The sequence below is a fragment of the Dellaglioa sp. CoH-57-MRSF-21 genome (genome assembly GCF_056781915.1).
Window position 1 is genome coordinate 174,245 of record NZ_JBXAXU010000002.1, and the last position, 22,120, is coordinate 196,364.

The 22,120-nt window shown below is 33.0% G+C and carries 21 protein-coding genes and 1 other RNA gene; 14 read left to right on the forward strand and 8 right to left on the reverse strand.

Translation table 11 applies throughout. The features are described 5' to 3' along the window. Nucleotides 1-15: 15 nt before the first annotated feature. Entirely contained in the window at nucleotides 16-1,452 is a 1,437-nt protein-coding gene (locus tag AC1RPQ_RS02810; RefSeq protein WP_481761281.1) for a C69 family dipeptidase, read from the reverse strand. 219 nt (nucleotides 1,453-1,671) lie between these two features. On the opposite strand from AC1RPQ_RS02810, the gene AC1RPQ_RS02815 reads away from it, so the two are divergent. Together AC1RPQ_RS02815 and AC1RPQ_RS02820 are read left to right on the forward strand one after the other, a co-directional pair. Next, entirely contained in the window at nucleotides 1,672-2,562 is an 891-nt protein-coding gene (locus AC1RPQ_RS02815; protein ID WP_409022584.1) for a YitT family protein, read from the forward strand. A gap of 14 nt (nucleotides 2,563-2,576) precedes the next feature. Further along, entirely contained in the window at nucleotides 2,577-2,765 is a 189-nt protein-coding gene (locus AC1RPQ_RS02820) for a 2-hydroxymuconate tautomerase (RefSeq protein WP_481761282.1), read from the forward strand. A gap of 89 nt (nucleotides 2,766-2,854) precedes the next feature. Here AC1RPQ_RS02820 and AC1RPQ_RS02825 read toward each other — a convergent pair whose 3' ends face one another. Beyond that, nucleotides 2,855-3,667, reverse strand: a complete 813-nt coding sequence (locus AC1RPQ_RS02825; RefSeq protein WP_409022582.1) for a Cof-type HAD-IIB family hydrolase — start codon at nucleotides 3,665-3,667, stop codon at nucleotides 2,855-2,857. Between the two features lie 293 nt (nucleotides 3,668-3,960). Here AC1RPQ_RS02825 and AC1RPQ_RS02830 point away from each other — a divergent pair, with 293 nt between their 5' ends. Both AC1RPQ_RS02830 and AC1RPQ_RS02835 read left to right on the forward strand, forming a co-directional pair. Beyond that, a complete protein-coding gene (locus AC1RPQ_RS02830; protein ID WP_481761283.1) occupies nucleotides 3,961-4,284 on the forward strand; it encodes a metal-sulfur cluster assembly factor in 324 nt (107 codons plus the stop codon). Nucleotides 4,285-4,306: 22 nt separating this feature from the next. Beyond that, the gene (locus AC1RPQ_RS02835) at nucleotides 4,307-5,281 is read left to right on the forward strand and encodes an ABC transporter permease (protein WP_481761284.1); all 975 of its coding nucleotides are present in this window, start codon (nucleotides 4,307-4,309) and stop codon (nucleotides 5,279-5,281) included. 63 nt (nucleotides 5,282-5,344) lie between these two features. On the opposite strand, the gene fni is transcribed toward AC1RPQ_RS02835, so the two are convergent. Genes fni through mvk form a run of 4 tightly spaced genes read right to left on the reverse strand, consistent with a single transcriptional unit; the run spans nucleotide 5,345 to nucleotide 9,422 of the window. Beyond that, a complete protein-coding gene (gene fni / locus AC1RPQ_RS02840; RefSeq protein WP_481761285.1) occupies nucleotides 5,345-6,382 on the reverse strand; it encodes a type 2 isopentenyl-diphosphate Delta-isomerase in 1,038 nt (345 codons plus the stop codon). Between the two features lie 15 nt (nucleotides 6,383-6,397). Further along, the gene (locus tag AC1RPQ_RS02845; protein ID WP_481761406.1) at nucleotides 6,398-7,462 is read right to left on the reverse strand and encodes a phosphomevalonate kinase; all 1,065 of its coding nucleotides are present in this window, start codon (nucleotides 7,460-7,462) and stop codon (nucleotides 6,398-6,400) included. Nucleotides 7,463-7,492: 30 nt separating this feature from the next. Further along, the gene (mvaD, locus tag AC1RPQ_RS02850; RefSeq protein ID WP_481761286.1) at nucleotides 7,493-8,458 is read right to left on the reverse strand and encodes a diphosphomevalonate decarboxylase; all 966 of its coding nucleotides are present in this window, start codon (nucleotides 8,456-8,458) and stop codon (nucleotides 7,493-7,495) included. Further along, the gene (mvk, locus tag AC1RPQ_RS02855) at nucleotides 8,448-9,422 is read right to left on the reverse strand and encodes a mevalonate kinase (protein WP_481762176.1); all 975 of its coding nucleotides are present in this window, start codon (nucleotides 9,420-9,422) and stop codon (nucleotides 8,448-8,450) included. The genes mvaD and mvk overlap by 11 nt, the downstream gene beginning before the upstream one ends. Before the next feature lie 184 nt (nucleotides 9,423-9,606). Here mvk and AC1RPQ_RS02860 point away from each other — a divergent pair, with 184 nt between their 5' ends. The 4 genes from AC1RPQ_RS02860 (at nucleotide 9,607) to AC1RPQ_RS02875 (ending at nucleotide 15,169) form a co-directional block, all read left to right on the forward strand. Then, complete coding sequence (locus AC1RPQ_RS02860) at nucleotides 9,607-12,432, forward strand: helicase C-terminal domain-containing protein (RefSeq protein WP_481761288.1); 2,826 nt, start codon at nucleotides 9,607-9,609, stop codon at nucleotides 12,430-12,432. Nucleotides 12,433-12,496: 64 nt separating this feature from the next. Continuing rightward, a complete protein-coding gene (locus AC1RPQ_RS02865) occupies nucleotides 12,497-12,994 on the forward strand; it encodes a cell wall elongation regulator TseB-like domain-containing protein (protein WP_481761289.1) in 498 nt (165 codons plus the stop codon). A 90-nt stretch (nucleotides 12,995-13,084) separates the two neighbouring features. Beyond that, nucleotides 13,085-14,386, forward strand: coding sequence for an asparagine--tRNA ligase (gene asnS / locus AC1RPQ_RS02870; protein ID WP_409022573.1), 1,302 nt, complete (start codon nucleotides 13,085-13,087; stop codon nucleotides 14,384-14,386). Between the two features lie 72 nt (nucleotides 14,387-14,458). Next, entirely contained in the window at nucleotides 14,459-15,169 is a 711-nt protein-coding gene (locus tag AC1RPQ_RS02875) for a DnaD domain protein (RefSeq protein WP_481761290.1), read from the forward strand. Between the two features lie 60 nt (nucleotides 15,170-15,229). Here AC1RPQ_RS02875 and AC1RPQ_RS02880 read toward each other — a convergent pair whose 3' ends face one another. Both AC1RPQ_RS02880 and recU read right to left on the reverse strand, forming a co-directional pair. Then, nucleotides 15,230-17,476: a transglycosylase domain-containing protein gene (locus AC1RPQ_RS02880; protein WP_481762177.1), complete on the reverse strand. Its 2,247-nt coding sequence runs from the start codon at nucleotides 17,474-17,476 to the stop codon at nucleotides 15,230-15,232. A gap of 35 nt (nucleotides 17,477-17,511) precedes the next feature. Then, nucleotides 17,512-18,117: a Holliday junction resolvase RecU gene (gene recU / locus AC1RPQ_RS02885; protein ID WP_481761292.1), complete on the reverse strand. Its 606-nt coding sequence runs from the start codon at nucleotides 18,115-18,117 to the stop codon at nucleotides 17,512-17,514. A 111-nt stretch (nucleotides 18,118-18,228) separates the two neighbouring features. Between recU and AC1RPQ_RS02890 the strand changes: the two genes are divergently transcribed. The 6 genes from AC1RPQ_RS02890 to AC1RPQ_RS02915 all read left to right on the forward strand — a co-directional run bounded on the left by AC1RPQ_RS02890 (nucleotide 18,229) and on the right by AC1RPQ_RS02915 (nucleotide 22,089). Continuing rightward, nucleotides 18,229-18,795: an SLOG family protein gene (locus AC1RPQ_RS02890; protein ID WP_481761293.1), complete on the forward strand. Its 567-nt coding sequence runs from the start codon at nucleotides 18,229-18,231 to the stop codon at nucleotides 18,793-18,795. A gap of 66 nt (nucleotides 18,796-18,861) precedes the next feature. Then, a complete protein-coding gene (gpsB, locus tag AC1RPQ_RS02895) occupies nucleotides 18,862-19,203 on the forward strand; it encodes a cell division regulator GpsB (protein ID WP_481761294.1) in 342 nt (113 codons plus the stop codon). 33 nt (nucleotides 19,204-19,236) lie between these two features. Beyond that, nucleotides 19,237-19,600, forward strand: an RNA gene (gene rnpB, locus AC1RPQ_RS02900) — RNase P RNA component class B. A 91-nt stretch (nucleotides 19,601-19,691) separates the two neighbouring features. After that, entirely contained in the window at nucleotides 19,692-20,828 is a 1,137-nt protein-coding gene (locus AC1RPQ_RS02905; protein WP_409022567.1) for a THUMP domain-containing class I SAM-dependent RNA methyltransferase, read from the forward strand. A 141-nt stretch (nucleotides 20,829-20,969) separates the two neighbouring features. Further along, nucleotides 20,970-21,572: a nitroreductase family protein gene (locus AC1RPQ_RS02910; RefSeq protein WP_481761295.1), complete on the forward strand. Its 603-nt coding sequence runs from the start codon at nucleotides 20,970-20,972 to the stop codon at nucleotides 21,570-21,572. A 124-nt stretch (nucleotides 21,573-21,696) separates the two neighbouring features. Further along, on the forward strand, nucleotides 21,697-22,089 hold the full coding sequence (locus tag AC1RPQ_RS02915) for an EbsA family protein (RefSeq protein ID WP_481761296.1): 393 nt from the start codon (nucleotides 21,697-21,699) through the stop codon (nucleotides 22,087-22,089). Nucleotides 22,090-22,120: the final 31 nt, after the last annotated feature.

Consider the following 22,120-nt stretch of genomic DNA (forward strand, 5'->3'; position numbering starts at 1 on the left):
TTCGGTTTCTTATATTTATAAGTTTTGGTCAGTTTTAAAATTTAATGGTGATAGGTCAGTTGATAATGTAATTAGCTGACTAATTAAGGCCTTAACCTTGATTTCAGCAGCTTCAGTAATTTTTAGATTTTCTTCAGTTAAAAAATCTGTTAGGTCTGTACCACTTTTAGAAATTGCCTCTGTTTGAATCCGTTTTACGGAGGCATTGAATTGGATAATTAAATCTTTTTGGAGATCTTTCAGTAATGAGCTAAATTCTAAGTAATGTGAATCAACCAAAATACCTAATTGTTTATATAACCAGTAAGCAGATTTGTCATCATATACATCGGTACCAATTTTATAATTCTCCGGTGTATCCGTAATACCAGCAAAGAAAGGTACATAAGCACTTTGAGCCGTAACACCCATTGATAGCCAATGGATACCACCAATTTCAAAAGGTAAATCAGGTCTAATTTGTAAAATATGAGACTCTTGTGTTTTTGCTAAACTAATGGGTCTGAATTTATGTTTATCACTGATTGAACCAGTTCCAATCGGATCATATTGAGTTCCTTGGAAATGTGAGCCAAGAATTTGTTCTAAATCTTCACGTTGAATTAAATGATCAGCCTGACGAATGAACGGTAAATTCATACTCATAGGATCTTGTGAAGCAACTGATGGTGTTAAAAGTAATTGGCCATACCAAACTCTTGGTGTGCTGTAAATGGCATCAGATTGATCATGAGTTCCAAAGATATCTCTAAAATTAAATGAATCTTTTTGGTTATTTAAATGATTATCAGAAACAAATTTCTGAATACCAGAACTAAACATAAAATTAGCGGAATCAGTAAAGTTAATTTCTTGAATAGCTAGTTGGTTGGCAACAACTGCATAAGAATCATCCGGAATACGTTGCGCAACCCAATGGTGACCGGTTGCAATTTCCATATACCAAACATCTTTTTGATCAGAGAACAAGACACCATTTGTTTCACTTGAACCGTATTTTTCTACTAATGATCCAAGGTAACTAACACCTTCTTTTGCGGAGTGAATATAGGGAAGAGTAATTGTTACAATTGCTTCCTCACCAATTCCGTTTTCAGTTAGTAAGGGATCGTAACTGAGAACCCGGCTATTAGCGTATGCACTTTCAGTAGCGCTCATAGCCACACCATATTCATTAAAGCCATCTTCTTCAAAAACACCAAATTTTGGTGTCCATTCAGGAGTAGCTGAATATTTACCACGAATTTTTGGTAATGGCATTTTAAAGTGATTATCTGGTGATTCAAATAAAGGTGATTGTTCAAATTCTGTATGAGCATGAATAACAAAATGTTTTGGCCATGCTGTTTTTGCATCTTCATTACGGCCAATAAAAGTCGACCCATCTGCAGTTGCTTTAGAACCAGCTAAAACACTTGTACATGCTGAAAAATTAAAAGGGTCTGTCGTCATGGATATTTCTCCTCCCAGTAAATAAATTTAGATATTACCATTTTATCATTTAATTGCTATTTTTAAACGCCATTTGTAAATAAATATTCGTATTTAACCGGTTACGCTGTATAAGGTTAGTTTAATAGAAATTTAAAATGAGAGATTACTCATTTTATTAATATTATTGTTTAATAAAAGGTAAAATGAAAAGAGTCACATATAATAGGAGGGAGATTTATGAAGTTATCAATTTCTGATAAAAATAAACGACTAGTTATAATTGTATTTTCGGGATTATTAATTGCATTATCCCTTAATTTCTTTCTGATTCCAGGAAATATTTTTGGAGCTGGTGCCAATGGTATTGCCCAATTACTTTCTGCTATTTTTTATGATCTATTTCATATTAAAATTGGTACTGGATATCTAATTATGTTAATAAATATTCCAATTGGTATATTAGGCTGGTATAAAGTAGGACGTTCATTTACATATTATAGTGTACTGACCGTCGCTTCTTCATCTCTCTTTACGGTAATTTTACCCGTTCATCAATTATCAACTAATCCATTAATGGCAGCATTATTTGGTGGTGTAATAAGTGGTATTGGGGTTGGATTAGCATTAAAATTTGGTTTTTCAACTGGTGGGATGGATATCATCGCACTTGTTCTAGCTAAAACGACAGGTAAAACAGTCGGTTCATTAATGTTATCAACAAATATGATTATTATTTTAACGGCTGGATTTTATTTCAGTTGGGAAAGTGCTTTGTATACAATTATTTCTAATTATGCTATGTCTAGAGTTGTCGACGACATCCATACATCGCATCAAAAGTTAACAGCATTTATTGTTACAAAAGAAGCAGATTTAGTTGTTGGAGCGCTCCAAAAATCATTAATTCGTGGAATTACAGTTATTGACTCAAAGGGCGCTTTCTCAAATGAAGAAAGTAAAGTTTTGATGTTAGTTATTACACGTTATGAATTATATAATTTAAAAATGACAATTAGTGATGTTGATCCAAATGCATTTATGAACTTAGTTAATACCGCTGATATTGAAGGCAATTTCCTAAACTCAGACCAACAAGAATTATTAAGAAAAGGGCAATCAACTAAATAAAAAGGAGATTCGTTATGCCAATTATAAATATTGATTTAATTGAAGGTCGTTCACAAGAACAACTTAAAAATTTAGTTAAAGATGTGACTGAAGCTGTTTCAAAAAATACTGGTGCACCTACAGAGCATATCCATGTAATTTTAAATGAAATGCGTAAAGATCGTTATAGTGTCGGTGGTATTCTAAAAAGCGACGAAAAATAAATATCATTAAATATGACTTCTGGTATATTCCAGAAGTCATTTTTTATAAAAAAATAACAGACCATTACTGATCTGTTACTAATTAACGATTATTTAGCTAAATTTAAATAATTTTTTAAGTAATGAGCAAGCCCATTTTCTTGGTTATTTAAAGAGGTAACATCATTGGCTAGACCTCTAATTTCAGAAGTACCATTTTTCATTGCCACACCCCAGCCAGCATATGAAAGCATTTCTTTATCATTACTTTCATCACCAAAAGCAACGATATCTTTTTGAGAGATACCATAGTAATCTGCTAGATAAGAAACACCAATTGCTTTTTGAATCCCTTTTGAAACAACTTCTAGAACAGGTTTTGGTCCGCCCCAAGTGTTGACTTCGATAACATCACCATATTTTTCAAGTAGTCTAGATGTAATTAATTGTTTTTTATCTTGATCGACAAACATCGTAATTGATGTCGGATCATGTTGTAAATTTTGTTTATTAAGAATTTGATTTGATCTTAAAACTTGTGGGAAAAAGCCTTTCACTAGCTGACTTGCATTGTCAGCCAATAACATATTTTTTCCTTCGGCTGCTAACATGTTAATACCTAATTCTTTTCTAGCGTTAAGAATATCAAAAACAATATCTCGATTAATTGTATATTCGTATGATTTATCCCAATTTTTATGTGGAATATGTGCCAGGGCACCATTAAAATTAATCATTGGAGTTGTTAACCCTAATGAATCATAAATTTGTTTTGAGATACGATATGGGCGTCCCGTTACAATACTGACAATGTGTCCTTCAGCTGTTGCTTGAGTAAGTACTTTTTTTGTTGTTGAACTAACTTCTGCATTATTATTTAAAGTTGTGCCATCTAAATCAATTGTAATTAACTTTTTGTTCATCGTTATTGTTCCTCCATCAACTTAACTTATGTGTAGTAAGATTTACAGTTTTTTATCTTAGTTAGTTCAGGATAGCATTTGAGTATGCAGTATTCAAACGTATTTAACCTTTTTTTATCTATTGTTATAAAATCGTATCTTTAATTTAATCCGGCTTCATAGTAACTTTGGCGCCGTATAACATTATTTTTTAGAAAAAGTAAAGAGTTCAGTAACATTAAAACAATAGATTGCAATGCTAAAATAGAAACGATAAACTAGTAATATTAGCTATTCAAGAGAGGATTAATCCTATGAGTGAAAGACGAAGTGCAGAAATAATTAAGCAAGATATTTTGACACATTTAGAAAAAGTGATGGATCCTGAATTGGATATGGATATTATTAATTTAGGTTTAGTATATGAGATTGAATTAGACAATGACAATAATTGTAATGTACAAATGACTTTAACCACTATGGGTTGCCCGTTAACAGGTGTTCTATCTGATTTAGTCGAAGATGCGTTAAAGCCAGTGCTAGAAATAAAAAAAGTAACTGTACAATTTATATGGAGTCCAGCCTGGTCAATTGAACGTATGTCTAGGTATGCAAAAATGGCACTCGGTGTCCATTAAAAGTTAGGGGGAAATTAAATTGATGATGCGAAGAAGATACATATTTATAGTAGCTATCTTACTACTTACATTCTTTACCACATTTTTATTTTTTAAGATGCAGGAAAAAGATTTAATCACAAAATTAGATAATCATAATCTATCTAAAAATGCATATGTTCTTAAAACAAAAGAACAAAATTTAGATAAATATAATACAACGTTAGCAAAATCAGAAAAAATTTCTGATTTTCAAATTCATTATCAAGTAAAAAACAAAAAAAATATTTCTTATTTTTATGCGAAGGGTAGTTATGATAAGCCACCAATGGTTTCTGGAACTTTTTTCTCAAATAATGATTTTTTATCTGAAGTTCCGGTAGCAGTAGTTGGTCGAAATATTGAAAAAAAATTATACTCGCCATTTCATCAGCAGTATTATAAATTAAATGGGCAATACGTTTCTGTCATCGGTATTATGGGTGATAAATACAATTCTGAGTTGGATAATCAAATTTTTATTGCAATGTCAACTGCAGACATAAGTAAATTGAAGGCAAATAATACAAATATTATTCTTGATTCAAAGCATGTCGTGACTAAGAATGTGTTAACGACCGAATTAACTAATACAACAGTTTCCAAACAGGTTAATGATAATTTAATTTTAACTAATAACTCATGGATTAGTCGACATTGGCAACAAGCGGTGGGCTTAATGGCTGTTATTGCTAGTGTTATGGTCGCAACTTATATTTGGATTGTTGGTGTTAGTAAACAAATTCGTAATCAGAAATTTATCAAACAATCAAAAAAAGTTATTATTTGGAATAACTTGCTAATTTACATGGGATCATTCTTAGTTGGTGGCTTAATAGGAACTGCGATTGGTCAGTCACAATTTTCGATTAAAACAAATATGATAGCTCTGTATGAGTTCGAAGGTACTCTATTTATCGTTGCTTCCGTTGTTTTCTACTTTGTTATCCGTAGAAGAGTTAATAAACGTAATAATTAATAAAAACGCCAAATCAGTTAGATTCATTATCTAACTGATTTGGCGTTTTTTATGTAAACATGATTATATTTGATTTTTAAAATTTTGTAACTCAGGTGATAAAATCATTCTAATTTTTGTTAAATCACTTAAATTTTTGGTGCCAAGTAACAGCATAAGCATGTTAATTTTTGATTGATAATCTGATATGGTATTTGTTAGCGCATCTTGACCTTGTTTATTGAGAATGTGTAAGAATGCACCAGAGATACCAACACTTTTAGCGCCTAAAGCGAGACATTTAACAATATCTAATGGGGTACGAATACCACCAGAGGCAAAAATTGTTAAGCCTGTTTGCAGAGATTTTGTATCAATGAGACTTTCAGCTGTAGTTAAGCCCCAATCCTCTAGAAAGGAGAAATCTTTAGCATGTCTACGTTCGTTTTCAATCATGGCAAAATTTGTGCCGCCACGACCAGAAATATCAACATAACGTACACCAATATCAGCTAATTGTTGAACCGTTTTATGAGACATCCCAAAACCAACTTCTTTAACAATAATGGGTACTTCAAGCTTATTTACGATTGTTTCAATATTCTTCAACCAATAAAACTCACGTTCACCTTCTGGCATAATAATTTCTTGAGCGGCATTAATATGAATTTGTAGGGCGTTTGCTTCAATCATATCAACGGCTCTTTTTGACTGATCTAGTGTTGCATTGGCGCTTAAATTAGAAAAAATGAGACCATTTGGATTCTTTTCACGAAGTATTTTAAATGTATGAGCCTTAGAAGGGTCTTTTAAGGCGATACTTTGAGAACCTGTCGCGATTGGTGTATTTGTGATAGCTGCAACTTCGGCTAATTGTTGATTTAAAATACCCGTTTGTTCACTGCCACCAGTCATAGCATTAATATAAAAGGGCGATTGAAACGAGAAATTTGGAAGCTCAACGCTAGATTGAATATCATTAATAGAAAGTTCAGGTAAATTTGAAGGAATAAGCTTGATCTCATTCAATTGATTTTTTGATTCCGTATTGAATAATTTTTCGGCGATAAATACGTGTTCATCTTTTCTGTGACTTTGAATTAAATTATCGTCTTTAATCATAAAAAACTCCTTATCCTATAAGGTCACTTTGATATCCAAAGGTTGAATATCATTTTGTGCCCAATCTTTAAATAATTCAGTACGATTTGTTTCAGAGGTTGCTAATGCAATACCGCAATCACCACCGCCAGCACCTGATGTTTTTGCGGCAGCATGTTGGGATTCTGATAAATTACAAAGGGAAGTTAATGATTCGGTTTCAATTATTACCTGACTAGCATCGGCTAATTGTTGTAAAATCATTCGATTATTTGTAATTTCTTGTTGAATAATGATGGAATTGTTTAATTTAAAGCCATCAATCATTGCAGTGACACATTTTTTTGAATCTTCTAAAAATTCAGAGTAAGTCTTTTTTTGTTTTGCTTTAAAAAGGGCCATCTTATCAACAAAAATGGAAGTTGAAGCTGGAGAGCCAGTCCAACCGATTAATAATTCTAAATCTTTAGGTTGCGGTAGGCGTTGGACAGAAAGCATAGGCCAATCCATAGATAAAAGTTCGGTTAGTGGCGTACCTTGTCTCATAATTTTTAACCATTCTCGATCAAATGAATAATAAGCAATCCATCCGCCATAAACACTAGCGGCAATATCTCCGAGTGAACCATTTCCTTGAACATCTAGGTGAGCCATTGCTGATAATTTAAATAGAGCGTTATCCGTTAATTTTAAATTATAAAATTGTGAAACGGCACGAACGGTTGCTACGGTAACCGCAGCAGAACTGCCCAAACCATATTTTTTACCATCAGTACTATCTAAATCACTATCAATATTGACATGATAATTAACCATCTGTTTTCCGATGGATTGTGCATATAATTCGGTTAAATGAATCGCCGATAATATGTAGTGAAAGGGGTTATCTCGATTATCAAAAATAATTTTTGTCCCTTGACGATACCAAGATAAAGAATTTTCTTGGTATTGTTTAGATGAAATACTACCTGTTTCTTTACTCTTTTTAATTGTTACAGTTACAAACTGATCAATAGCAACAATAATTGCTGGTGATCCAGGTTCAACAATTGCGTATTCTCCTGCAATATAAAGTTTTCCTGGTGCTTTAGCGGTGATCAAATAGCTCAATTCCTTTCAATATGGATAACACTAAATAAGTGTCGCTCCAGGTCCAGGCTTGGCAACCAAAAGATTTTTTGCACCAAAAAGTGGACTTAATTTATTTAAAATATAAGGTGTTTCAGTTTTGGAACAAATTATTTTAACATTTGGACCAGCATCCATTGTGAAGTAACAGGTAATACCTTCTTGACGCAAGTCACGAATAGCATCCATAGCACGTATGCTGTCAGGATTAAAATAAGTAAAGCTGGGATTAGCGCTTAAAGTTGTTGCGTGCATTTTCATTGCATTATTTTCAGCAATTTGACCAACTTTTTCGAGGTTTTTCTCTATAATAGCCTTTTTCATATCAATTAAATCACGTTCAGAAGATTTAACCCATTCATTGTAGAAAGGTGATGTGTCCACGGAATGTTGCATTCCAGAACGAGAATCAATCGCTTTTTCATGACTATTAATCATAATAGCAATCATTTGAAGATCCCAATCAATCGTTTCTTCAATCGGTATAGCAAAGGAGTCTTCATCATTGTGACCTTTTTCCCATTCAACTAGGCCACCAAAAATAGAGCGACTAGCTGAACCAGAACCACGACGTGCTAATCGTGATAAATCGCGTTTATTTAAATTTAAACCAATTGCTTGACTAGCAGCAAGCGCAAGTGCAGCATATGCGCTCGCTGATGACGCAAGTCCTGCTGAAGTTGGAACGTGATTTATTGATTCTACTTTAGCGTAAATATTTTTTTGTGCTTGATTACGAACAATATCTAAAAAGGCTGATACTTTGTTATCCTTTTTTTGTTTAGAATTTAGAAAGAAGGTATCTTCAGTTAGCGTATCGTCAAAAGTTACCGTAGTATCGGTATAAAAATGATCTAACGTTAAGGATAGGCTATTGTTGTAAGGAATAATTAAATCTTTATTTTGTTTACCCCAGTATTTAATGAGTGCAATATTAGTATGGGCGCGAGCTGAAATTTTATTTTTCAATATGTTGTGACTCCTTTTTAAGGGGTTGAATCCAAGTTGCAATGGCACCATTACGATTTAAGAGATGGCTTAGATTTAAAGCTTCTTCGGGTGTTTTAACTAGGGCTATCATACAGCCACCGCCACCACCACCGGTAAGTTTGGCACCTAAAGCGCCATTTTCTAGACTTGTTTTGACAAGTGCATCTAATTTGGGATGACTAACACCTAAAGATTTTAGTAAATGATGAGCCCTAGATAATGTGTGTCCTAAACTTATAGCATCATCTGTCGCAATTTGTGCCTTAGCCATACTTGTTAATTGACCAAGTTCGGAAATTATTTTTTCAGTAACGTCAGGACTTGATAAGACGCGATCACGAACTTGACCAACAGTTAAACCCGTTTGGCCCTTGATTCCCGTATCAGCAATCACTAAGGTTGCCTCTATGTTTAATGGGACAGGGTAAGCCTCTTGGTGCTTAATGAACCAAATGGGATCGCGGCTACTGGTTGTTGCGGCATCGATACCACTTGGAGAACCATGTGTGGTTGTTTCAGCGATATTGGCAATAAGTAGAAGTTCATCGCGTTCGATTTTCGTATCAAAAAAAGCGTACAAACTTCGAATTATGGCAATAACTGTGGCAGCGGAAGAACCCATCCCTCGTTCAGATGGGATGTCACTTTCAATCGTTAATTTAAATGATTGATGTCGTTTATTCAATGATTTTAAAATGTACTGGATAACTTGCTTAATGCCACGCATATTCATGGGAACATTTTTCAGTTCACCACTATAAAAACGACTTGTGATCCATTGTTTATCTGCCATTGCTTCCGTTAAAACTGATATTTTAACATTTGGTAAAGGGAGGGCAATAGCGGGTTGGCTATAAACAACAGAGTGTTCGCCGATTAATATAATTTTAGCATGGCTAGTACCAAGAAATTTTGCTTCTGTATTATCTGACAAATTGTTCAAAAAAAGAGTCCTCTCTAGATGAATTTACTTCCATTATCATACCTTAAAATTGTCGTTATAGCTATAATGGACTGGATGAACTTTGAGAATTTATAATGATTTAGTTTTTGGCATATGATTCTTTAATCAATATGGTAAAATAAACATAAATGCGTTAACTTAAAAAGACTGGTGATAAACTTCAATGAATAAAAATACGATTTATGCTGTAGTGGATATTGAAACGACGGGAACAAATCTTAAAAGTGGCGATCGAATGATCCAATTTGGTTGCGTTTTAGTTCAAAAAAATCAAATAATAAATTCTTTCTCGTTTGATATTAATCCTGGTATGGCAATTCCGAAAGTTATTACAGAATTAACAGGGATTACAAACCGTCAAATCAGAAAGGCTGCCTATTTTGAAGACGTCGCCGCAACGATTTACGCGATTCTCCAAGATACAGTTTTTGTTGCGCATAATATTAACTTTGATTTGCCATTTATCAATAGTGAGTTAGAAAGAGTTGGCTATCCTGCATTATCAATAAAAGGTGTCGATACTGTACAGCTTAGTCAAATCTTATTGCCAACAGCACCCAGTTTTAAATTAAAAGATCTGAGTCGATATTTGAATCTGACTCACGAAAATCCGCATCATGCCGATAGTGATGCCCATGTGACAGCTGAGTTATTTATCTTCTTATTAACTCGACTAGAAACGATTCCAAGAGAAACCTTATTTGAAATAAATCGTTTAAGTTCATTTTTATTAAGAAATACAAATGAATTATTTTCTGATGCGTACAGTGATAAAAATAGAAGACAGGAAAGACTACCAGATCATCTATACATTGTTGGAGGGATTGTCCTTCAACGTAGGAAACAAGATACATTTAATTTAACGAATTATGTTTATCCTGAAGCAGAAGTAGATAAGAAAAAAATATTTGAAAAACAATTAAGTTGGCGACCTGAACAAGCAAAGATGATGGACCTTATTTCTGAACATTTAAAAAGTGGAAATCGAACATTAATTATTGAGGCTCCTACAGGAATCGGTAAAACATTAGGTTATTTAATTCCAGCAGCTTATCATGCTCAAAATCGCAAACAAATTGTGATTAGTAGTGCGACAACATTACTTCAAACCCAGTTGATGAATCAGGCATTACCGTTACTTAACAAATTATTGCCTTTTCAAACAGCTGCAGTAAATTTGAAGGGCAGTAACCATTATATAAATTTAGCGGCGTTTAAAAAAGAATTAACACAAAAAGAAACCTCTGGACAGATAGCTTTAATGAAAATACGTATCTTAGTATGGCTGACAATGACTAAAACTGGTGAACTTGATGAATTAAAACTTTCAAGTTATCAAAATCCCATTTTTAATCAAATTGAACATCAAGGGGTTGGGAGTTTAGTATTAACTGATCAATTTTTTGAAGTTGACTTTATTAATACGTTATATAAACAAGTTGAATCGTCAGCAATTATTTTTACAAATCATGCTTTTTTAATGAAGCATCCTGGTTTATTTAACTCAGATCGTACAAAACTTGCGCCTGAATTAATTGTAGATGAAGCACAGCATCTTGCTGATGTTGCTCTACAGTCAAATAAAGGACGCATTCGATTCTGGAAAATTATTAATATGTGTGATTCATTATTGACTAGCATACAAAGTTCACAAAAATTTTCTTTTAATGACTTAATGGCAATTAATTTCTTAACAGCTAGTGAAAACAATCAATTATTAACAGAAATTAGGAAATTACGGGAATCAGTTGAGTTACTCATCAGACAATTTTCAAGAGAATATGGTCGACAAATTAGTAGGAATTCAGCAGCAAAAAATGAAACGACCGGAAAAGCAATTATTTTAAAATCAACTGAGCTAATTGGATTGATTAATCGAAATAAAATTATGCTTGAATCTGTTTTAAAAGTGATAACTGTTTTAAAAAGAGATGATGCCATTTTACGAGATCGTTATATCGCTGCAAAAAGCCAACAAAATATCGGCCAAGATGAGCAACAGCTTTTGAATCGTGTTCATAACTTTTTTAAGCAATTATTTGCAGAAACTGAGGGCTGGACTATATTTGAACAAAATCAAGACAAGCTAAATGAAAAGGTGCTTTGGTTAAGTTTTCCGATTAACGGACAAACAGACAAAATGCAATTTGAATTTAGTTTATCAGATGCAACTCATTTTCTTTCTGAAGTAATTTATCGGCACTTTAATCACCTGACGTTTACTGGGGCGACTTTGTTACTACCAGGTAATCCTGATTACATTATTGATCAGCTAGATATACAAGATGATAATTACAAAATCAAAAAATTAGGGAGTCCTTTTGATTATAGTAACCAAGCTAAATTGTATGTAGCAAGTGATGCTTTTGATGTTCGATCATCAAAAGAGCTTTATGAATCTTACTTGGCTGATTCAGTTTATGAGATTATAAAATCACAACGTAAACAAACGTTAATTTTATTTAATTCGCTTGATACGATAGCAAATGTTTATGGGTTATTAACAAAAAGAGGGTTACATCTTGATCGTGAACTTTTAGTTCAGGGTGTTACAGGACGGCCTGAAAAATTAAAAAAACGATTTTTATTAGGTAAAGACGCTATTTTAATGGGTACTGGTAGTTTCTGGGAAGGCGTTGACTTACCAAATGATAGATTAGAACTTTTAATTGTGACGCGGTTACCATTTGAGTCTCCAGAGTCGTTAAATGTAAAGGCGAAAGAAAAAGAGTTTGAAGGTCAAGGTAGGGATGTATTCAGTGAGTATTCACTGCCTAGAGCAACAATGAAGCTTAAACAAGGGTTTGGACGCTTAATTCGGACGTCAACCGATAAAGGGGCAATGATTGCATTGGACAATCGATTGATAAATCAAAGTTATGGTAAAAAAATGATTGAAGTATTGCCGGATGAATTACAACTTATAAATGAACCATTGGCAGATATTATTATTGATTTAAAGACGTTTTTATCTAATTCTGATAGTTAATCAGAATTAGATAATGTCTGTTATAATATGACCGTATAAAACTAAGACAGGAGAAAAATTGATCATGCGAAGATCCCCCAAAAAATCAAAAAACATCGTTTTTCTTTCGATACTTGGTACGATATTAGTTATTGTGGTAAGTGCTTTTATTTTATATAATCGCGCAAAATCACCGATGGCTACAGCTGAAAAAGAAGCTGTTACAATTGCTAAAAAATACGCAAAACTAGATAAAGAAACAGCATTTTATAGATATAATAGGGATGCAACTTATTTTACAGTTGCAGGGACAACAAAAGCTAATAAAAGAATTTATGTGATTGTTGCTCAAAAAGGTGGAAAAGTTAAAGTCTTATCACAATCAAATGGTAAGACAAAAAATGATATTTTAACTTATATCTGGAATGAAAAAAAACCTAGTAAAATATTGAATGTCGGACTTGGTATATACAACGGTGTACCTGCATGGGAAGTGAGTTATTTGAACAAGAAAAAAGCTCTTTGTTATGAAACACTGCAGTTCTCAAATGGTAAAGTTTTAAAATCCGTTGAAAATATATAATTGTCTTATGGACTAATATATCTGACTAATGATATTATAAAAGGAATGAAATCGATCTAGCAACTAGGACCGTAATGAGGAGGAAGTTTATTGAAAACAATTAGTATAATTGATGCTAAAAACCATGTAGACGAAGAAGTAAAAATCGGTGTTTGGCTTACTAATAAAAGATCAAGTGGTAAGATTGCATTTTTACAATTACGAGATGGAAGTGCCTTTTTCCAAGGTGTCGTGATAAAAAGTAATGTCAGTGAAGAAACTTTTGAAATGGCAAAAGAGTTACATCAGGAATCTAGCCTTTACGTTATTGGTGAGATTCATGAAGATAAACGCTCACCATTTGGCTATGAAATTGAAGTTAAATCACTTGAATTAGTTGGTGATAGTCAAGATTATCCAATTACACCTAAAGATCATGGAACAGAATTTTTGATGGATCATCGTCATTTATGGTTACGTTCAACGAAACCATATGCAGTTATGCAAATTAGAAATGAAATTATTCGCGCAACATATGAATTTTTCAATAAAGAAGGTTTTATAAAGATTGATGCGCCTATCTTAACTGGTAGTGCACCAGAAGGTACAACTGAACTTTTCCATACTAAATATTTTGACAAAGATGCCTATTTGTCACAATCAGGTCAATTGTATGAAGAAGCTGGGGCAATGGCCTTTGGTAAAGTATTCTCATTTGGACCAACTTTTAGAGCTGAAAAATCTAAGACAAGACGCCATTTAATTGAATTTTGGATGATTGAACCCGAAATGGCATTTATGCACCAAGAACAAAGTCTTGAAGTACAAGAACAATATATTGCGTTCTTAGTACAAAATGTTTTAGATAACTGTGACTATGCTTTAGATATTCTCGAAAGAGATAAAGAAGTCTTAAAAAGTTATACAAAAACACCATTCCCTAAAATTTCTTATGATGAAGCCGTCGAATTATTACAAAATTCTGGTGAATTTCCTGATACTAAATGGGGTGATGATTTTGGATCTCCTGAAGAAACTTATTTGGCAGAACATTTCAGTATGCCAGTATTCGTTTTAAACTATCCTAAAGCAATTAAACCATTTTACATGAAACCACATCCAACGAGAGAAGACGTCGTTATTTGTGCTGACTTATTAGCTCCTGAAGGTTACGGCGAAATTATTGGTGGTTCAGAACGTGAAACTGATGTAGATAACTTAATAGCACAAATTAAAAAAGCTGGATTGAACGAAAAAGATTACGAATGGTATTTAGATTTAAGAAGATATGGTAGTGTTCCTCATTCAGGATTTGGTCTTGGATTAGAACGCGCAACAACTTGGATTACAGGTGAAGAACATATACGTGAGGCTATTCCATTCCCACGTCTATTAAACCGTATTTACCCATAAAAAAGTAGAGAAAAAGAACCTTTAAACGAAATTGTTTAAGGTTCTTTTCTTAATTAAGGAGGCATTTTCGTTATGGATGCATTTATGAGTCAATTTTTAGAAGCAGGGGAAACCCATGTGTCTAATTTAATTTTACGGAATTATCGAAAAATTGGATTATCAAGTGATGAATTAATTTTCTTAATCCATCTATTAAGCTTTAATCAAGCAGGTAATAAATTTCCAGATACAAATCAAATTGCCAGTCAAATGGGCGTGACGGCCCAGGAAACCTATACATTACTGCAGAAATTAATCGAAAAAAAAGTTATTTCTATCAAAACAATTGATGATTCAAATGGGTACAGCACCGATCAATTTGATTTTAGTGTGTTATATGAAAAATTAAATAATTTAAGTCATAGGACACAAGAAAAGGTTGAAGTTGTTAAGAGTAATAATTCTCGAAAAGAGGTTTATGAAAAAATTGAAGTTGAATTTGGAAGACCTTTATCACCAATGGAATTAGAAAGTATTAGCATGTGGATTGATCAAGACCACTATATTCCAGAACTAATTTTGATGGCGTTGAAAGAAGCTGTCCTTAATCAGGCATACAGTTTAAAATATATGGATAGAATTTTACTAAATTGGGAAAAGAAGCATATAAAAACAAGTCAAGACATAAAAAAAGATAAAGAAAAAAGACAACAACAGAACTTTTCAAATAATGTGAAGAATAATGACAATACAAAAGAATCTAATGATAAACCGGAAATACCCCTATATCATTGGTCAAATTAATGAAATAAATAAAAACCTGGCGATATTCAGAATTTTAACTGAATATCGCCAGGTTTTTATTTAACGAGTAGCAGACGAAACGGCTTTACTGCTGTCTGCTTTAGATGAAGCACTTGAACTAATAGCGGAGCTAGAACTACTAGATGAACTAGAACTTTCTGAAGAACTAGAACTACTTGAACTAGAAGAACTGCTTGAACTAGATTCTTCTGAAGAACTAGAACTATTTGATATCTTAGGAACTGAATATGAACTGCTATCTGCTGTTGTTGTTTCTGCAGTAGATGAATCTGTTAATGATAATTCGCCATTTTTCAGATAAACGTCAGAAGGTTTTGTCCAATCCGTATTTGAAACTGATTGGGAAACGTACTGCATTAAGTTTTTATAAATACCTACAGCTAGATGTTGAGAATTAACATCTAAGTAGTTATTTGCGACTAATGGTGAATCATAACCTGTCCAAACTGCAATTGAGTAATTTGAAGTATAGCCGGAAAATAATGAATCCATAACTGCGCTAGATGGAAATTTAGAAGCAACATTTGATGGATAATCAGTAGTACCGGTTTTACCCGCTTGGTAAAGACCCGGTATTTGAGCTGCCGTACCTGTACCATTAGAACTATTAATAACACCTTTTAGCATATCAGTAATCATATAAGCAGTTGATGTTTTCAGTGCTCTAGTACCTGAGCTAGAATAATTTTCAACTGTACCATCTTTTCTTTCAATTTCTGAAATATAAGTCCCTTTGTGATAAGTTCCACCATTTGCAAATGCTGCATAGGCTTCTGCATTTTGAGTCGTTGACATGTTTGCACCGATACCAGATGAGTAAGTATCAACTTGATCCTTAGAGACACCAAGTTTTTTGACGAATCCTTGGGCTTTTGATAATCCAACCGCTTCAAGTGTCCGAATAGCAGGGATATTACGTGATTGAATCAAAGCATTTCGCATTGTCATTGTTCCAAGATAGCTATTATCAAAATCATTTAATTGTTTTGTAGTAGCATCAGGGTAGTAATATTTTGTATCGCTAACTTTTTGATTAGTTGGGTAGTCTAGATATTCAATAGCAGGACCGTAATCCATAATAGGTTTCATGGTTGAACCGTTGCTTCGACTAGTTGCGACAGCCCGATTATACCCGAAAGTAACATTTGTTTGTTTACGGCCACCAATCATAGCTGAAATAGCGCCAGTTTTTGAATCAACCATGGTAACAGCTAATTGCATTTTACTGTCAGGATAGACCACATAGTTATTTGTATTAGCTATATCATAAAGTCGTTTCTGAGCATCCAAATCTAAGTTTGTACGAATCTTAAGACTACTGTTATAAGGATCAAAACCTTTATCTTTAACAGACTGAATAACTTCTTTTAAATAGGAATCAGAAATTTTTGCATTATAAGTATCTTTTTCGGCAGAATGTGATGTTCTTAGGCCTGAAGTAATTGGTGTCGCTTTAGCTGTACTTGCTTCGCTTGCCGAAATTTTGTTATTTGCTAACATTGCATCAATAACTTCATTACGTCGTTCCTTTGCGTATTCTGGATGCGCGTAAGGATTATAAGAAGATGGGGCATTAGGAATACCAGCAATTAACGCGATTTGTTCTGTATTTAATTTATTCAATTTTTTACCGAAATAGTAATTTGCAGCAGTTTGCATCCCGTAAATACCATTTCCCATAAAGACTTTGTTAGCATAGAACGTTAAAATCTGAGATTTACTGTATTTACGCTCTACTTGTAATGCTAGCCATGCTTCTTGCGCTTTTCGTTTTATTGTTTGATCAGATGCTTTTGTCGAAAAGACAGATAATTTAATAAGTTGTTGTGTTAAAGTACTACCACCTTGAAGACCAGCTGATCCACCAGTGATATTTGACAAGGCTGCACCTACAATTCGCACAGGATCAACGCCATTATGTTTATAGAAACGTTTATCTTCGATTGAAACAATGGCATCTTTTAATAGTTGCGGCATGTCAGACGATTCAGCGTAGACTCTTGAAGTTCCTAAGGTAGTGATGATTTCATCATTCTTTGCATAAATGACACTTGCAGGGGTACTTTCAAGACTACTTGATGTTATTTTTGGTGAATCTTTGGCGTAATAGAAAAATAAACTGATACTAGCAATTACGCCAATAACGAATAGAGCAAGTAAGCTCAAAAAAATACGTTTAAAAAGTTTACCTTTACTATTTTTACCTTTGTTGCCTTTTTTGTTAGTGCTTATTTCTTGTTCGCGTCGCGCAACACGAGTAGTACCTTTATTATCAGCTGTTGCCATAAATAAAATTCTCCTTTAATTATATAAAGCCTTAATTATAGATGCTCTATCATTTTATCAACGTATTTTAAATAGGGAATGACCGGATTTAAAGTATATTGTATCTCGAATCCTTCAGTTTGGACTGTTTTCAATGGAATTGATTTACGACCATTAACACTCTGCTTATCCCAGTAAGTAAATAGCGTTTTTGATGGTAGTAAGTAGACCTTACCTAAGGTTGTGAACTTCATTATAACAAAACTAATTCCTCTTTGTAATACACATGATTTCATATGGTTAATTTGGTGCTCATGAAAATTACTTAACGGAAATGAAGTTTTATTTTTAGTTTCTTTAGCTTCAAAATCTAAATAGTGGCCATCGTATATGCCATTGTAGTCAGTTGTTGACGCAGTTTGAAAGTAAGCTTCTTTAATAACAGCTGCACTTCGTTTAGGATAATCAACTTTTACAATTTGAATAGGCGTTGGTTTTTTGTGAATGACAGCCATATTATGAGCAAGGTAAAATGCGTTGCTTACGTTGATATCATCCTCTAATGACATCCCCCGTTTACCAAACAACAGCATATTTGACTTTTTTTGCGTATTTAAAGGTGATTGTTCATAAAGTTTTCCATTAGGATAATTAATACTCACAGTTATTTCACGCTCCAATCTAAAATATTATAACAATAAGTGATATAATTTAATAGCTTTAAAGGATTTGGTAACATATTCTTAATATAAGAAAGGAATATTTAATCAATTATGAAGCGTTTATGGGTGACTGGTTATAGAACATACGAATTAGGTATTTTTAATGAAAATGATCTTAAAATAAAAATCATTAAAAGCGCAATTAAAAAAAATATTATTAATGAAATAGAAAATGGATTGAAGTGGGTTATAACTGGCCCTCAGCTTGGTGTTGAGCAATGGACGGCACAAATTTGCCTAGATATACAAAATGAATATCCTGATTTCAAGGTATCAGTTATGCTACCATTCAAAGAGTTTGGTAATAATTGGAAAGATGATAAAAAATTAGTTTTAAATCAAATATTAAATGATGTAGATTTTTCTGATTATGTTAGTAAGGATACCTATCAGTCGCCACAGCAATTAAAAAATTATCAAACTTTTATGATAGAACACACAGATGGCGCGTTATTACTTTATGATTCAGAAAATGAAGGCAAAACAAAATTTGATTTATTAAAAATAAAGCAAACTAAAGAAGTGAAAAACTATGCATTACGTATGATAGATTTTATGGAATTAGAAGATATTGCAAACGAAATGGAAGAGGAACAAAATAATCATTTGAATTATTAAATAATTCTGCTATAATAAACAGGTATTAACATTATTTATGAGAAATTAGTGATGAGGTGTACGAATATGACGGATGTTAATTTTGTACCTAAAGATATCTTACAAAAACATTTTGAAACAAAAATGCGTGGATATGATTCTAAAGAAGTTGACGAATTTCTTGACGATGTTATTAAAGATTATGAAACCTTTGATAAGAAAGTCAAAAAACTTCAAGAAGAAAATGATCGTTTAATTGCTCAAGTCGACGAACTTACAAAACAGGTTACTGTTGGTAAAAGTTCACAGACGACCCAAACAACATCTACAACTTCAAATATGGATATTCTTAAACGATTATCTAATTTGGAACGTCGTGTGTTTGGTGCACAGTTAGATGAGAATGAAAATTCTAGAAATCAATTTTAAATTAATTGAATGATGTAATATAGATTCAGTGTAAATTTCGGGTAATTGCGGTCTATTAAGTTAGGCTGAGGAAAGTCCATGCTTGCACAAGCTGAGATGCTTGTAGTGTTCGTGCTTGGTGAAAAAATAAGCCAAGGTACCTTCGGGTAACGGCGGATAAAATGACTAAGGCTTCGGCTATGTCAAAGTAATCTGTAAAGTGCCACAGAGACGATACAATATTGGAAACGGTATTGCTGGAACGCGGTAAACCCCACGAGTAGGCAACCCAAACTTTGGTAGGGGCGCTTCATGACGGAAATGAACAAATCATGGGGGCAGATAATATCTGGAGATAGATGATTACCACTGATTTCATCGCCTGAGATGGATGACGTACAAAACATGGCTTATAGAAATTTACATGATTTCAGGATGAACTAGGATGAAGAATTTTCTTTTATCCTAGTTTTTTTATTAAAAAAATTAAATTATAGTGAAGGTGCAAAATGGAAACTTTTAAATTATTGGCAACCGCAGCTAGCGGTATTGAGTCAATTGTTGGAAACGAACTTAAACATATGGGTTATGATGTTCAAGTAGAAAATAGTCGTGTCCGCTTCGAAGGAACAATGGAAGATGTTATTAATACAAACCTATGGTTGAGAACCGCAGATCGCGTTAAAATCATTGTTGGTGAGTTTACGGCTACGACTTTTGACGATTTATTTGAACAAACAAAAGCAATCTCTTGGGATAAGTTTTTACCATTAGATGCGGAATTCCCTGTTCAAGGAAAATCTCAAAAATCAACACTCTATAGTGTTCCAGATGCCCAAGCAATCGTGAAAAAAGCAATTGTTGATCAATTAAGTGATGTCTATCACCGTACAACACGCTTACCAGAGACGGGTTCAAAATATCCATTGGAAGTTGCTATTAATAAAGATAACGTCTTATTGACACTTGATACAACGGGTAGCAGTTTATTTAAACGTGGTTATCGTGTTGAAAAGGGTTATGCTCCTTTAAAAGAAAATATGGCAGCTGCGTTAGTTATGTTAACTAATTGGTATCCAGAAAAACCTTTTGTTGATCCAGTATGTGGTTCAGGAACAATCCCAATTGAAGCTGCATTAATGGGACATAATATTGCACCTGGTATCGGTCGTTATTTTGTATTCGAAGATTGGGATTTTGTTGAAAAAGGACTATTTGATCGTTTAAGAGAAAAAGCAAAAGGTGAAGCAAATCTTGATGTAGTATTAGATATAGCAGGTTATGATATTGATGCTGGCATGATTGAAATTGCTAAAAAGAATGCCGCTGAAGCTGGCGTCTTGGATAGTATTGAATTCAAGCAACTTGCTGCAAAAGATTTTACAACAGAAAAAGAAAATGGTGTTTTAGTCGCTAACCCACCATACGGTGAACGATTGAGCGATACTGAATCTGTACGTGTTTTATACAAACAGATGGGTGTTGTTTATAAACAAATGCCTACTTGGAGTAAATATATCTTAACAAGTGACTTAACTTTTGAAGAATATTATGGTTCAAGAGCATCTAAAAAACGTAAGCTATATAATGGCTCATTGAGAACGGATTATTTCCAATATTGGGGTAAACGTAAACCAAGAGCATAATAAATAATAAGTTTAAAAGCTATCTAATCAACGATTAGGTAGCTTTTTTTATTTAAGATAAAAAAAATAAGTGTTATCTCTTTACTTATTAATAGTAAGTGATATACTAAGTTTATTCAAATAGAGAAGGGGAAATTAATTATGAAAACTCAATTATTAGATCTTATGGAACAACGTCGTTCAATTTACGCTTTAGGGGATAAAGTAAGTCAAACACCTGATGAAATTACTGGTGTTATCGAGGATGCTATAAAGAAATCACCAACATCATTCAATAATCAAACAATTAGAGCAGCAATTTTATATGGTAAAAATTCAGACATGGTTTGGGATATCGTTGAAAAACGTCTTAAATCTGAGGTTCCTAATGCTGAAGCATATAAGAAAACTCAAGAAAAGATTGCAACATTCCGTGCTGGATTTGGAACAATATTATACTTTATAGATACTGATGTTGTTGCTCAAAATGAAAAAGATTTTGCTTTATACGCTGATAACTTCAGAGTTTGGGCAGAACAAGGTTTGGGCGGTGCTCAACAAAGTGTTTGGACAGTATTAGCTGAAAATGGTATTGGCGCAAGTTTACAACATTATAATCCACTTATTGATACTGAAATTAAAAATGCGTTTAATATCCCTGGAAACTGGGAATTACGTGCACAAATGCCATTTGGTTCAATTGAAGCAGCGGCAGGAGATAAAGATTTCATGTTAGATGATGACAGATTCTTAGTTATTAAATAATAGTTCAAAAAGATGAAACTTAAGGTTTCATCTTTTTTTATGGAAAAATATAGAATATCTGATCAATTATGTTAAGCTTTAAATATAGAAGAATAATTTTATTGTGTTAGAGGAGATCATAAGCATGAAAAAATATCAAAAAACATATTTTTATCAACCCGAGCTAGCTAAAACGGTTATTTTATGGTCATGGACGTTCTGCTTATTTTTAGGTAGTTTATTATTATGGTTAGAGATAACAACATTACAAATTTGGACAATTGTTTTATTTATACTTTTTCTTATTGTATCAATTGTTCAAATCTTGAATCGTAAATTAATAGTTGACGACAAAAATATTAAGTTAACTAAGGTTATTCGAAAACATAATGAAATAATTGAAATTTCCGCAATAAAACAAGTTAAATTAAGAAGATTTGGACTATCTTTTTATTTAGCCAATAGTAAAAAGTCAGTTGTTTTGAATTCTAGAAGCAAGTTACAATTATACACGGACCTTAAAAAGGGAAATAAATGATGCCAATAGGTGTCATTTATTTTTTTATAAA

What these genes read in the sequence shown, in the direction of transcription:
- AC1RPQ_RS02860 (WP_481761288.1), top strand. Translation starts at nt 9,607, where the DNA reads ATGAATAAAAATACGATTTATGCTGTAGTGGATATTGAAACGACGGGA.
- AC1RPQ_RS02810 (WP_481761281.1), bottom strand. Translation starts at nt 1,452, where the DNA reads ATGACGACAGACCCTTTTAATTTTTCAGCATGTACAAGTGTTTTAGCT.
- AC1RPQ_RS02890 (WP_481761293.1), top strand. Translation starts at nt 18,229, where the DNA reads ATGAAGCGTTTATGGGTGACTGGTTATAGAACATACGAATTAGGTATT.
- AC1RPQ_RS02875 (WP_481761290.1), top strand. Translation starts at nt 14,459, where the DNA reads ATGGATGCATTTATGAGTCAATTTTTAGAAGCAGGGGAAACCCATGTG.
- AC1RPQ_RS02815 (WP_409022584.1), top strand. Translation starts at nt 1,672, where the DNA reads ATGAAGTTATCAATTTCTGATAAAAATAAACGACTAGTTATAATTGTA.
- fni (WP_481761285.1), bottom strand. Translation starts at nt 6,382, where the DNA reads ATGATTAAAGACGATAATTTAATTCAAAGTCACAGAAAAGATGAACAC.
- AC1RPQ_RS02915 (WP_481761296.1), top strand. Translation starts at nt 21,697, where the DNA reads ATGAAAAAATATCAAAAAACATATTTTTATCAACCCGAGCTAGCTAAA.
- AC1RPQ_RS02865 (WP_481761289.1), top strand. Translation starts at nt 12,497, where the DNA reads ATGCGAAGATCCCCCAAAAAATCAAAAAACATCGTTTTTCTTTCGATA.
- gpsB (WP_481761294.1), top strand. Translation starts at nt 18,862, where the DNA reads ATGACGGATGTTAATTTTGTACCTAAAGATATCTTACAAAAACATTTT.
- AC1RPQ_RS02880 (WP_481762177.1), bottom strand. Translation starts at nt 17,476, where the DNA reads ATGGCAACAGCTGATAATAAAGGTACTACTCGTGTTGCGCGACGCGAA.
- AC1RPQ_RS02835 (WP_481761284.1), top strand. Translation starts at nt 4,307, where the DNA reads ATGATGCGAAGAAGATACATATTTATAGTAGCTATCTTACTACTTACA.
- AC1RPQ_RS02905 (WP_409022567.1), top strand. Translation starts at nt 19,692, where the DNA reads ATGGAAACTTTTAAATTATTGGCAACCGCAGCTAGCGGTATTGAGTCA.
- AC1RPQ_RS02820 (WP_481761282.1), top strand. Translation starts at nt 2,577, where the DNA reads ATGCCAATTATAAATATTGATTTAATTGAAGGTCGTTCACAAGAACAA.
- AC1RPQ_RS02825 (WP_409022582.1), bottom strand. Translation starts at nt 3,667, where the DNA reads ATGAACAAAAAGTTAATTACAATTGATTTAGATGGCACAACTTTAAAT.
- AC1RPQ_RS02910 (WP_481761295.1), top strand. Translation starts at nt 20,970, where the DNA reads ATGAAAACTCAATTATTAGATCTTATGGAACAACGTCGTTCAATTTAC.
- AC1RPQ_RS02830 (WP_481761283.1), top strand. Translation starts at nt 3,961, where the DNA reads ATGAGTGAAAGACGAAGTGCAGAAATAATTAAGCAAGATATTTTGACA.